The sequence below is a fragment of the Fictibacillus sp. 7GRE50 genome (assembly GCF_015903875.1).
In the GTDB taxonomy this organism is placed as follows: domain Bacteria; phylum Bacillota; class Bacilli; order Bacillales; family Fictibacillaceae; genus Fictibacillus; species Fictibacillus phosphorivorans.
In genome coordinates, this window is sequence record NZ_JACZDW010000004.1 from 167061 (window position 1) to 179400 (window position 12340).

Annotated in this window: 14 protein-coding genes; 11 read left to right on the forward strand and 3 right to left on the reverse strand. The window is 37.5% G+C overall.

Annotation, left to right across the window (positions count from 1 at the left end):
- Positions 1–69: 69 nt before the first annotated feature.
- The 5 genes from IHV12_RS15905 to IHV12_RS15925 are packed head-to-tail and all read left to right on the forward strand — an operon-like array spanning position 70 to position 2972.
- Complete coding sequence (locus IHV12_RS15905; RefSeq protein ID WP_197191473.1) at positions 70–627, forward strand: 5-formyltetrahydrofolate cyclo-ligase; 558 nt, start codon at positions 70–72, stop codon at positions 625–627.
- Positions 628–1413: a DUF92 domain-containing protein gene (locus tag IHV12_RS15910; protein ID WP_197191474.1), complete on the forward strand. Its 786-nt coding sequence runs from the start codon at positions 628–630 to the stop codon at positions 1411–1413.
- Positions 1398–2003: a molybdenum cofactor guanylyltransferase gene (locus IHV12_RS15915; RefSeq protein ID WP_197191475.1), complete on the forward strand. Its 606-nt coding sequence runs from the start codon at positions 1398–1400 to the stop codon at positions 2001–2003. Before IHV12_RS15910 ends, IHV12_RS15915 begins: the two co-directional genes overlap by 16 nt.
- Before the next feature lie 43 nt (positions 2004–2046).
- Positions 2047–2223: a hypothetical protein gene (locus IHV12_RS15920; protein ID WP_197131220.1), complete on the forward strand. Its 177-nt coding sequence runs from the start codon at positions 2047–2049 to the stop codon at positions 2221–2223.
- Positions 2224–2225: 2 nt separating this feature from the next.
- Positions 2226–2972 carry an HAD family hydrolase gene (locus IHV12_RS15925; RefSeq protein ID WP_231620798.1) on the forward strand — a complete coding sequence of 249 codons (747 nt, stop codon included), beginning with the start codon at positions 2226–2228 and terminating at the stop codon, positions 2970–2972.
- On the opposite strand, the gene IHV12_RS15930 is transcribed toward IHV12_RS15925, so the two are convergent.
- Complete coding sequence (locus IHV12_RS15930; RefSeq protein ID WP_197191477.1) at positions 2932–3795, reverse strand: hypothetical protein; 864 nt, start codon at positions 3793–3795, stop codon at positions 2932–2934. The two genes, IHV12_RS15925 and IHV12_RS15930, sit on opposite strands and share 41 nt — an antisense overlap.
- 115 nt (positions 3796–3910) lie before the next feature.
- On the opposite strand from IHV12_RS15930, the gene IHV12_RS15935 reads away from it, so the two are divergent.
- The 6 genes from IHV12_RS15935 to IHV12_RS15960 all read left to right on the forward strand — a co-directional run bounded on the left by IHV12_RS15935 (position 3911) and on the right by IHV12_RS15960 (position 11540).
- Positions 3911–4954, forward strand: a complete 1044-nt coding sequence (locus tag IHV12_RS15935; protein ID WP_197191478.1) for a M42 family metallopeptidase — start codon at positions 3911–3913, stop codon at positions 4952–4954.
- A gap of 156 nt (positions 4955–5110) precedes the next feature.
- Positions 5111–6574, forward strand: a complete 1464-nt coding sequence (locus IHV12_RS15940) for a spore germination protein (protein WP_370568840.1) — start codon at positions 5111–5113, stop codon at positions 6572–6574.
- Positions 6575–6685: 111 nt separating this feature from the next.
- Positions 6686–6877, forward strand: coding sequence for a YqgQ family protein (locus IHV12_RS15945; protein WP_197131091.1), 192 nt, complete (start codon positions 6686–6688; stop codon positions 6875–6877).
- A gap of 13 nt (positions 6878–6890) precedes the next feature.
- The gene (locus IHV12_RS15950) at positions 6891–7850 is read left to right on the forward strand and encodes an ROK family glucokinase (protein ID WP_197191479.1); all 960 of its coding nucleotides are present in this window, start codon (positions 6891–6893) and stop codon (positions 7848–7850) included.
- 481 nt (positions 7851–8331) lie between these two features.
- Complete coding sequence (locus IHV12_RS15955; protein WP_231620775.1) at positions 8332–10233, forward strand: LTA synthase family protein; 1902 nt, start codon at positions 8332–8334, stop codon at positions 10231–10233.
- Between the two features lie 113 nt (positions 10234–10346).
- Positions 10347–11540 (forward strand): M14 family metallopeptidase, encoded by a 1194-nt coding sequence (locus IHV12_RS15960; protein ID WP_197191480.1) that lies wholly within the window; start codon positions 10347–10349, stop codon positions 11538–11540.
- A gap of 71 nt (positions 11541–11611) precedes the next feature.
- On the opposite strand, the gene IHV12_RS15965 is transcribed toward IHV12_RS15960, so the two are convergent.
- Together IHV12_RS15965 and IHV12_RS15970 are read right to left on the reverse strand one after the other, a co-directional pair.
- A complete protein-coding gene (locus IHV12_RS15965) occupies positions 11612–11797 on the reverse strand; it encodes a DUF2759 domain-containing protein (protein ID WP_066242324.1) in 186 nt (61 codons plus the stop codon).
- An 86-nt stretch (positions 11798–11883) separates the two neighbouring features.
- Positions 11884–12312, reverse strand: a complete 429-nt coding sequence (locus IHV12_RS15970) for a hypothetical protein (RefSeq protein WP_197191481.1) — start codon at positions 12310–12312, stop codon at positions 11884–11886.
- Positions 12313–12340 lie beyond the last annotated feature (28 nt).

The window sequence follows — 12340 nt, forward strand, 5'->3', positions numbered from 1 at the left end:
TCAGGCGTTTTTTCATGCAATCAGACTCATGATAAGATAAATACATCACGTTATAGAGGTGTTTAATATATGGATAAATCACAATGGCGAAAGAAGTTAAAACAATTGTTGCTCTCAATGGGAAAAGAAGAAAGAAAGGTAAAAAGCGAATCGATATCTAATCTTTTATTTCAAACGGACGAATGGAAGAAGGCAAATTGTATCGGTATCACCGTTTCTAGAACATTTGAGCTTGATACGTCTTACATCATAAACCAAGCATGGACTGAAGGAAAGATTGTCGGCGTCCCTAAGTGCTACTCTAAACATAAACAGATGGAGTTCAGAGAGATACGTTCATATGAAGAACTAGAAAATGTATATATGGATCTATACGAACCTAAGGTAGATGTTACTCCGTGCATAGAGCCGTCTCAACTGAACATGATCATCGTACCAGGTCTTGTATTTGATAGAGAAGGGTACAGAATTGGTTACGGTGGCGGATATTTCGATCGCTACTTACAATCTTATGATGGTTCTAAACTTTCAATTGCTTACACCTTACAGACTACGAATTCTCTTCCACATGAAAACTATGATATCCCTGTGGATACGGTTATTACGGAAGAGGGTCGATTTCGGTAGATGATGATCATACTTGTAGGTATCGCTCTTCTTTCCATCATGTCAGCTTTATTCAAATGGCTAACGATTGCAGGCAGTTTAACAGCTTTTATATTGGGAGTAATTATTAATAAGGCTTTTGGTTGGCAAGGTTTGATTATTCTCGGTCTCTTTTTCATAACTTCTACACTTTTAACGAAATGGAAGAAAGACAAAAAACAGGATCAAGACGCATTACACATCGAAGACAAAAAGGGAAGGTCTGCTTGGCAAGTACTTGCCAATGGTGGAGCAGCTCTACTTGCAGCAATAGGTCATCTGACGCTTTCAGATCCTTTATGGCATATTGTGTTTGCGGCTACCTTTGCGACAGCTACAGCAGATACATGGGCTTCAGAGATAGGTGTCCTATCGAAGCGAAGACCGTTTCATATTAAAGAATGGAAAAAGGTTGAACCTGGTTTATCAGGTGCAGTATCAAGTCTAGGTACAGTTGCAGCAGCGACAGGAGCATTATTAATTGGTTTTAGCTTTTATTTTCTTTATGACACATCGATTACGATTCTGCTGTGTGTTGCGATTTCTGGATTTTTAGGAAACGTAGCAGATACCCTTTTCGGGGCTTGGTTTGAACAAAAGTATGTTTGTTCCATTTGTAAAAGAGAAACCGAAAGCAGCGCTCATTGTGGTGCCAAGACGGTAAAAGTATTTGGATATGCCTTTTTTACAAACAATCTTGTGAATTTTTCCTCTACGATTATTGGAGGTCTGATTGCGGGAGGTTTATACATATGGTTCCTAAGTTGAAAGTTATAGGGGTTGTTCTTGCAGGCGGTGAATCTAGAAGGTTTGGTAGTCCAAAATTGTTCGCTAAATGGGGAGTTACCACTTTTTTTGAAAAAGCGATGAATGCAATCGCTCCACATTCAGATGAGCTCGTAGCTGTTGTTCGTGAAGAATGGATAGAGAAGTTAGAGCACAGCCATTCTTATGCCACAGAACTAATTACCGATGTTGAATCTTTTAAAGGAAAAGGTCCTTTAGCGGGAATATACAGTGCGATGATGGAAAGAAAGGGAGATTATTATTTGGTTACCCCTTGCGACATGCCTAGAATGAGCAGCGATATGTATGGAAAATGGATGGGATTTGCTACTGAGCATCCGGAGTATGATTGCATCATCCCGGTTTTGAACGGAAAAGTGTTTCCACTTAACGGCGTATACAAGAGATCATGTCTTCTTCAAATGAAAGAGAACTTAATGAAGGAAAACTTAAAGGTTTTATCCTTATTAGACCGTAAACACACAAAATATATAGAAGTACAAGAAGAAGAGGCATGCTTTTTCAAGAATGTTAATACGAAAGAAGATCTTTTAAATCTAGGGGACGAATAAAAAGTGCATTCCAAACAGAAAGTAGTAGCAAGGAGGTTTTCACATGAAAGGATTTGTGATTAAAAGCTTTTTGATATTCCTTGCTATTGTACTCGGTTACAGAATGAGATACCGTTTGATGAATAGCGCTCTTGGCAATCCGTTTATTCGTCGTTTCTTAGTTGGCAGTGCTATGTCATTTCCAGGGTTGCGATCTAAAATGATGGATGAAATCATTTGACCATGCAATCGGAAAAAGCAGCATTCTTCTTTGATTTAGACAATACGCTGTTCGATTATGAAGCCTCCTTTAAGAAGGCTTCTTTATTTGCATTTCGTAGCATTACTTCTATGGATAACGCAGATAAGAAGTTAGAAGAAAAATGGTTCACTTGTTATAAGACTTTTTGTGATTTTTATTGGCAGGCGTATGAAAAAGAATGGATCACTCGAGAAGAATATCAAAGTAAACGCTTATTATCTTCATTACGTGCAGCAGGGTTAAGAAATTTTAGTAAGAAAGAAATACAGCAATTTCAACAGCTGTTTGAAAAGAATGTACATTTATTTGTAGAACCCTATTCATGGATAAAGGATATTTTCAAAGTCTTAACTCGTTATAAAATCACGTACGGAATCATTTCTAACGGAAGTGCTTTCGTTCAAAGAAACAAAATAAAGCAACTGCAACTTGATATTCCCGAAAAACACATCTATATTTCATCGGAAATAAAAGTGGCTAAACCTAGTCCTGAGATTTTCCATTTTGTAAAGAAGAAAACGGAAGCAAGCGCCTTATACTATGTTGGTGATTCTTATTCCTTAGATATGGTTCCAGCCATTCAAGCAGAGTGGACTGCTATATGGTGGAATCCGTTGAAATTTACTATTACGAATGAGAGTAATCCTCATCATAACTGTTACTCTAGCCGTGAATTAATAGAAGTCATCATGAGATATATTGAATCAGCTGGATGTTCTCTCCGTTAGTTGTCTGAAATAAAACAAATAAATATTTTTTATCTTTACTGATTAAGATGAAAGGCATCGAACTTCCGATCGGACTTACTCTTTGTCCATTTTTTGTAGTAATGCCTAAAAAGTAATTTTTATATAATCCTTCCCAAAGCTTCCCTATAATCTCCTGACTTTTGGATGGAGAGAACCCAGGTAGTGGTTTGCTGTTATAATCTGTTAACGATTCTAATGAGATCACGCTATATTCGTTGATATCAATCTGATAGAAGTTTGTTGTTTGTGTGAGTGTTTGCTGCAGAAATTTATTTGTTTTTTCATCGAGTTCATTTTTAGCTTTCCGTTCAGTGGGATCCTTAGGGACTTGAAAACTTGAGAACGATTGATTTAGTTTTGCTGCATATAAATAATCCTTACTCATTCTCTGTACAGAACGGTATTTCTCTTCACTAAGATGTATTTCACCTTGATGAAAGGAGATGGCTTCCCATAGCCCCGGTATCGAACTTATAATGTCTTTTTCAAGGTCAATCTTTGAAGCAGATGTTTTCCATTCTGTCATCTTGTTGTTAAGTTTTCCGTTCTCGAAAATCATTGCAATATCTTGCCTCAAATAAACACGTTCAGAAGTCTCCGAGTTTACCCTCCAAAGCAAGTCATAGTTTGAAGTGGTTCCTCTAACGAATGAAAGCTCCGAGTCTGCTTCCTTAAAAGAAAAAGCGTTATCTAACGGAAAGAATGTAATGCTTTCACGTGCTTCTTTTTTTACAAACGGCTGGTAGATGATACCTATTACAAGTATAATAATTAACAGATAAATTGAAATTCTCCACTTCATACAAATCAGCCTCCCTTTCGGACAACTTGTTCCTAAATTTTATGCAATCCTGTCCAATTTAGAAGGCTCGAGTTCAAGAAAAGTATGAAGGGGTTAAACGAGAGGGGTTAGAGTCATGGAAATACAAACAAAAGAGATCGTGAGTTACATTAAAGAACTTGTACATATCCCAAGCCCGTCTGGGAATACAGAAGCCGCAATCGATTTTATGAAATCATTCTTAGAAAAAAATCAGGTGTCATTTAAAACAACGAACAAAGGTGCTGTGATTGCTAGCATTCGAGGTGAGGATGATTCAAAACACCGCCTGTTGACCGCACATGTAGATACTTTGGGTGCTATGGTGAAAGAGATTAAAAGCGATGGGCGTCTAAAATTAGACCTAATCGGAGGATTTTATTGGAATACCATTGAAGGTGAATATTGCTCTATACATACAAACTCAGGAAAAACGTTTAGCGGCACGATTATGATGCATCAGACAGCCGCACACGTATATAAAGGAATGAACGAATTAAAACGGGATGAAAAGAACATGGTCGTTCGAATAGATGAAGAGTTTCATTCTAAGAAAGATGTTGAAGAAGCGGGAATCTCAGTAGGAGATTTTGTATCTTTCCAGCCTAGATTCGAACAAATGGATAGTGGATTTGTGAAGTCTCGTCATCTAGATGATAAAGCGAGTGTTGCGATTTTGATGTATGTAATCAAACAGATCAAGGCCAATTCCATTAAGCTACCTTACACGACCCATTTTTTGATCAGTAACAATGAAGAGATCGGATATGGTGGTAATTCGAACATTCCAACTGATACAGTCGAGTATTTAGCGGTAGACATGGGTGCGATCGGTGACGGTCAGGCAACAGATGAATTTACCGTAAGTATCTGTGCAAAAGACTCTGGGGGACCTTACCATCATGGGTTAAGAAAACATCTTGTAGATTTAGCGGAAAAACATGATATCGGATATAAAGTTGATATCTATCCTTATTATGGTTCAGATGCAACAGCAGCCATTCGTGCTGGCGCCGATATTGTGCATGGTCTTATCGGACCTGGGATTGATGCATCTCATGCTTTTGAGCGTACACATATCAAGTCATTAAAAAATACAGCAGAGCTTATTCACGCCTATTTGAAGTCGCCTCTAGTTTAGTCTGCAAACCCTTAGCCTTAGCTAAGGGTTTTACTTTTTTATCTACTCATTGCCACTGAAATGAAGTTATGAAGAAGTTTAGAGTAATCGTTGATGACCAAGGTATGAAACAGAAAAATAAAGTGAAAGATGATAGGCAGAGGAGTGATGAAAAAAATGTCATATCTGCCAAAAAAACAACCTCTTTCACCTAGTTTTGATGAAAACGTTCAGTATATGAAAAATCAACTAGGCGTTGACATAAGTTTTGATTGTATTCATCTTGACTTAGAATATGCCGGAAGAAGAATGGCCTTATTTATGGTTGATGGATTCGTTAAAGATGATATTCTTCATTATTTAATGAAGCTGCTTGCCGATCTAGAGCCTGGTCAATTAGATCCGGATCCACTTGTAAAGCTGATGAAGACGTATCTCCCTTATATAGAAATCTCAACGTCAGATGATCTGAATCAAGGAATCGATTGGGTATTAAGTGGACCCACAGTTCTTATCGTTGAAGGTGTTTCGGAAATCCTTCAAATTGATGCTAGAACATACCCGGTTAGAGGACCTGAAGAACCGGATGTTGAGCGCGTTGTTAGAGGGGCAAGAGATGGTTTTGTTGAAACGATCGTATTCAATACCGCACTTACGAGAAGAAGAGTTCGTGATCGTTCACTCCGCATGGAGTACATGAGTATAGGCAGGCGATCGAAGACAGATGTATGTATTTCATATATAGATGATATTGCGGATCCCCATATCGTTGAACGTATTAAAGACTCATTGAAAAAAATTGATACAGATGGACTTCCGATGGGTGAGAAAACAGTTGAAGAATTTATTTGTGGCCGTCACCTCAATCCATATCCGTTAGTGAGGTATACAGAACGACCAGATACTGCAGCGGTTCATTTATTTGAAGGACATGTTTTGGTTTATGTAGATGGCTCTCCTTCTGTCTTGATCACCCCAACAACATTCTGGCATCATCTGCAGCATGCAGAAGAATATAGGCAGAAACCAGTCGTTGGTGCATATTTAAGATTTGTTCGATTTTTAGCTGTGTGGATATCGATCTTTTTATTGCCATTGTGGTATTTGTTTTCTGTGCATAAAGAACTACTACCTGTAAATTTATCATTTATAGGTCCTGAAGAGATTGGGGTTGTCCCCTTATTCTTGCAGTTTGTGATCATCGAATTGGGTATGGATATGCTCAGGATGGCTACCATTCATACACCAACATCTGTATCGACTGGACTAGGATTGGTTTCAGCTATTGTAGTTGGACAAGTAGCGATTGAAGCAGGTCTATTTGTAAATGAAGTTGTTCTCTATATCGCAATAGCTGCAATAGGGACATTTGCTACTCCAACGTATGAGCTCAGCTTAGCAAATCGTTTATTAAGACTCTCTCTATTAGGATTAACCGCATTGTTAGGTGTACCAGGATATATTATAGGCTTTACATTAGCCGTATTGTTCTTTGTATCGTTTAAGTCCTTTCACATCCCTTATCTCTGGCCGTTCATTCCTTTTAACCCAAAAGCCATCCGAGATGTGATCTTAAGGATTCCTATGCCTTTAAAGAACAGAAGACCAATCGTATTACATCCGAAAGATCCCGATCGTTAATGGATATTAAAAAGACAGCTGCCATGTACAGCTGTTTTTTTGTATATAAATTCTGTGCAAAGGCTTGCATTTTTCCTTATACTATTTGTTATAATGACAAAGGTGATAATTATGAAAACAATGTATGATGTTCAACAGCTATTAAAAAGGTTTGGAACCTTCATATATACAGGAAACAAGATAGCTGATTTAGAATTGATCCAAGAAGAAGTCAGAGAACTCTACGAACAAAAACTCATTGATGTAAACGAATTCAAGAATGCGATCATCATTATTCGAGCAGCACACAATAAATTACAATAGAGGATGAGACAAGATGGAGAAATGGCTAGTTGGTGTTGATTTAGGTGGAACGACAATTAAAATCGCTTTTGTAACGTTAGATGGTCATATTGTAGAGAAGTGGGAAATCCCTACAAATATTCGTGAAGATGGAAAGCATATCGTCACAGATATTACTGAATCCATCCATCTAAAGTTAAAGGACTTATCACAACCAAAAGAAAAGCTTGAGGCGATTGGTATGGGGGCTCCTGGTTTCATTGATATGAAAACAGGATTCATCTTCCATGCAGTAAACATCGGGTGGAGAGATTATCCGTTAAAAGAAGAGCTAGAAAAAGCGACAGGCCTTTCTGTCATCGTAGATAATGACGCTAACATCGCTGCAATCGGAGAAATGTGGCGTGGTGCAGGTGATGGTGAAGGCAACTTACTGATGGTTACATTAGGTACTGGAGTCGGCGGCGGAATTATCGTAAACGGACATATCATGCACGGAACAAATGGTATGGCTGGTGAGATTGGGCATATAACTGCTATACCAAATGGTGGAGCACCATGTAACTGCGGTCGTACGGGCTGCATAGAAACGATAGCTTCAGCAACAGGTATCTCACGCATATCCAAAGAAAAAGCTCTTCAAGACACCTCTTCCTCTCTTCATACATTATTAGAGCAAAAGGGTGATATAAAAGCTAAAGATGTTGTAGCAGCTGCTGAAAAGGGAGATCAAGTAGCGATCGACACGTTGGAAGAAGTGACATTTCATTTAGGATTAGTGATAGCAAACCTTGCAAACAGCATTAACCCAGGTAAGATCGTTATTGGTGGAGGAGTTTCTAAAGCAGGTCATACTTTAATGGAGCGTTTAGAGCAGAAATTTAATCATTTTGCACTCAAGAGAGTTAGAGAGGGCGCTGAAATGAAAGTGGCTACACTAGGCAACGATGCTGGTGTAATCGGAGGAGCTTGGTTAGCTAAACATAATCGCTAATTAATCCTTGTGTAAATGGCAGTTAATTAAATTTTGATTTTAAACGGAGGGCTTGTAGGTAAATAGAAGGAAATTTTTTCTATACAGTCCTTTGTAAAAGAAATCAGTTCAACGGCTAACATAGGAAAATATTAAAAAAGTTGTTTAAACAGCGAACCGCTTCACAGCGGTTCGTTTTCATTTTTTTGAAACTTTTTTGAGTCAAGTTCGTCTAATGGTTTATGGATTTAAAAAAGGGGTAAAACTAATATAGTTTTGTTGTCCTATTTGTCAGAATCTTGAAATAGTACGTTAGGGTATTGAATTCTTGTGTGAAACCATTTAATATACTCTTTATGTAATCCTTTGATTAAGGTTTTGTAAATTTGTAAAAGATGAATTTACATTCTTAAGATCAATGCGTACCGGATGCAAAGAGAGATAGTTAATAGGGAAAAAATGAAAACGAGAGTTCTTTTTGATTGAGGAGGTCAGAGAACATATGAAAGAAAAAATGAAACAAGCTTTTGCTGAATATAGATTTTTCTTTATCGCAATTGCTTTATTATGGATTAAAACATTTATCATTTATAAAACCGCATTTGAACTGCCAATGGACAACAAAGTTCAAGAGTTAATTCTTTTTATTAACCCGATCAGTTCTATTGTTCTTTTCTTAGGTATAACACTTTACTTTAAAGGAAGAACACATAGAAGAATGATTGTTGCTGTCAGTGCGATCATGAGTTTTATTATGTATGCCAATATGGTGTTCTATCGTTTCTTTAATGACTTTATCACCATTCCAGTCTTATTCCAAACGAGCAACATGGGCGACTTAGGTAATAGTGTATTTGAATTGATACAACCTACTGATTTATTGGTATTCATTGACATCGTTATTTTGGCTTATTTCATGAGACGAGCTGATTACCGTCCTGCACGTGCTTCACGCAAGCAAATCACGATTACTTTTGCTGCGGCAATCGTATTATTCATCGTGAACGTTGGTATAGCAGAGACGGAAAGACCGCAATTATTAACACGTACTTTTGACCGTGAAATGTTGATTAAAAACATTGGTTCATATAACTACCATATCTACGATTCCATCATCCAATCTAAAGCAAAAGCACAGCGTGCATTTGCTGATGGAAGTGAAATTACAGATATCGAGAACTATTCGCGTGCTAATTACAAAGAACCAAACCCTGAGATGTTTGGTAAAGCGAAAGGCAAGAACGTTTTTGTCATTTCAGTTGAATCAACACAGAACTTTGTCATTAATGAGTCTGTTAACGGTAAAGAGATTACACCATTTATGAATGATCTGATCAAAGACAGTTATTACTTCCCGAACTTCTATCACCAAACAGGGCAAGGTAAAACGTCTGACTCAGAGTTTTTATTAGATAACTCTTTATATCCACTACCAAGTGGAGCAGTTTTCTTTACTCATTCTCAGAACCAATACAATGCAACACCAGAAATTTTAAAAGAGCAAGGTTACTATTCATCCGTACAGCATGCTAACAACAAAAGTTTCTGGAACCGTGATATCATGTATGATAATTTCGGTTACGACCGTTATTACTCATTAAAAGATTTCGAGGTAACTCCTGAGAACTCAATCGGGTGGGGGTTAAAGGATAAAGATTTCTTTAAACAATCCATTCCACACCTTAAAGAGATGCAAGCGATGAACAAACCGTTCTATACGAAATATATTACGTTAACAAACCACTTCCCGTTCACATTAGAAGAGGAAGATGAAATGATTCCAGAGTGGACGTCTAGCGATGGAACAGTTAACCGTTACTTTACAACTGTCCGTTATACAGACGAAGCACTAAAAGAATTCTTCGCTGATGTTAAAGAAGCTGGTCTTTATGAAGATTCGATCTTTATCATGTATGGCGATCATTATGGTATATCTGAAAACCATAATGATGCAATGGGCCAATTCTTAGGAAAAGAAATTACTCCTTTTGAATCGACTCAATTGCAAAAAGTACCTTTAATCGTTCATATGCCAGGTGAAAAAGGAAAAACAATGGATACAGTTGGTGGACAGATCGACCTTAAACCAACGATCCTTCACTTGTTAGGTATTGATACGAAAGGTGACATTCAGCTAGGTTCAGATTTATTCTCTAAAGACAGAGAAGATTTCGCTGTCCTTCGTGACAATTCTTATATCACTAAAGATAATGTGTTCACAGATGGTAAGTGTTATGACAAAGCAACAGGAGAACCTGTTGAAGGTGAAAACAATGCTTGTGAGCCATACAGTGAACGCGCTAAGACTGAACTTGATATGTCAGACCGTATCATTTATGGAGATCTATTAAGGTTCTACGACAAAGATAAAGCAAAAGATAAAGCTGTTAAACAAGAAGAATAGCAAAAACAATAAAGATTTAGAAGCACTCAACTTCGGTTGAGTGCTTTTTTATTGCATAACTGCTTTGTGCGAACATACATCTTTAAGAGGAAGGTTTAAAGGGAGGGCTCTGTTTGGAAATTGTCATGCGTAACGGCGATTCATTCTGGTATTACTCACGTCTATTATCTATCCCTTACGTGTTGATTAAAGACTCTAATCCTAACGTAACCGCAGCAAGCATGATTGCAGGGGAGAGTATAGAGATCCCTGGAATGTTCTTAGAAAAATATAAGATTAAAAATGGTGATACTTTTTTTTCAATAGCAGATAAATATGATATTCCTCTGGATGCATTATATTTAGTTAATCCAACTGTGAAACCGAAGGAAATATTTACGAAGGACATCATCAATATTCCGAGAGTGCTGCCGTATCCATCAATAAAATGTCAGAGGAAATACAATACAGCTGCACTAAATCATGATATAAGTAAACTTCTTAACGTTTATCCATTCATAAAAAAACAGGAGATTGGTAAATCTGTTCTCGATAAACCGATAGAGATGCTTGTAATAGGAAATGGAAAAAAGAAAGTGCATATCAACGGTTCGTTTCATGGAAACGAATGGATTACTTCCGGAGTTCTGATGAGGTTTATTAATGAATATGCAGCTGCACTATCAACAGATAAAGTATTGAATGGATACAAAGCTATGGACTTATATCGAGATACTACACTTTACGCGGTTCCTATGGTCGATCCAGATGGAGTCGACCTCGTTTTGAACGGTCTCCCAGAGAACTCTGAGTGGAAAGAGGTTGTTTTAAAATTAAATAAAGGAAGCAAAGATTTCTCTGGGTGGAAAGCGAATATTCGAGGGGTAGACCTTAATAATCAATTTCCTGCAAGATGGGAGCTTGAACAAGTGAGAAAACCAACTTCTCCTGCACCAAGGGATTATCCTGGTACCGCTCCATTAAGTGAACCAGAAGCAATAGTGATGGCAGAGGTTACAGAAAAGCACCAATTTGATCGAGTGGTAGCCCTTCATACACAGGGAAAAGAATTATACTGGGGTTTTGAAGGGGAAGAACCTATGCCGATATCAGGAGAGATCGCAAGTGAATTTGAGAGGGTTAGCGGATATAAAGCAATTAGATATGTGGATAGTTATGCAGGATACAAAGATTGGTTTATTCAAGAATACAGGAAACCCGGATTCACCATCGAGCTCGGAATAGGGGTTAACCCACTTCCGTTACGACAGTTCGATACGATCTATGAAGATACAAGAGGGATCCTGTTAGCCGCTCTTTACATGTAAGGCAGGGTCTGCACAAGCTTAAAAGAAAGAAAAAACCATCAGAAAGGGAATTCTGATGGTTTTTGAGCTTTTTAATGGCCTGTAGAGCCGCCGCTGCCTACTAAAACGTCCAGAACAGTCATGACTGTAAACCAGCCAAAAACTGCAAACGTTAAAAAGGCAAAACCTGCTGCCATTAAATTTTTAATTTTTAACGAACGCAATAATCCCAATGCAGCTAAAATAGCTACTAAGCCGAATATAATGGCTAATCCCATTATTCTGTGCCCCCTTGCTCTGGAGTAATACCAATCCTATGTATAACGCTTTCACACAGGTATAACCTTGTATTATTTTACTTGTTTTATTCTGGTTTGTCGAGTGCACTTTGGAACAAAATGAACTCAATTGTTAGTTTATAGGCAGAAGCCCACTTTTTAACAAGGAATTCATGCTGGCTACCAACAACAAAATATCTATCGTTTTTATGTATGATTTCTGCAATTAATTCTTCTTCTGTTTGAAATAAAAACATTGTCTTTTCTTGTTCTTCCCCTTCTTTAATATAAAAGATACTTATCATATCAAGATAAAGATACGTTTGATCTGAGTCAGATGTAATCCCATAATCCTCAAATAAAAGAGTGGTCCTTAAAGGTTTGATCGAAAGGAGAGGTATTGCTTCAAAAAGTTCATCATCTTTTTGAGAAGTAATGATGAGATCTTCATGTTGATCATGCATAGAAACAGGATCGAGCGTATCCATATTTTCGTATCCGAAAAATACTTTCATGTGTTTCCTCCGAAATATTGTTTGTTTT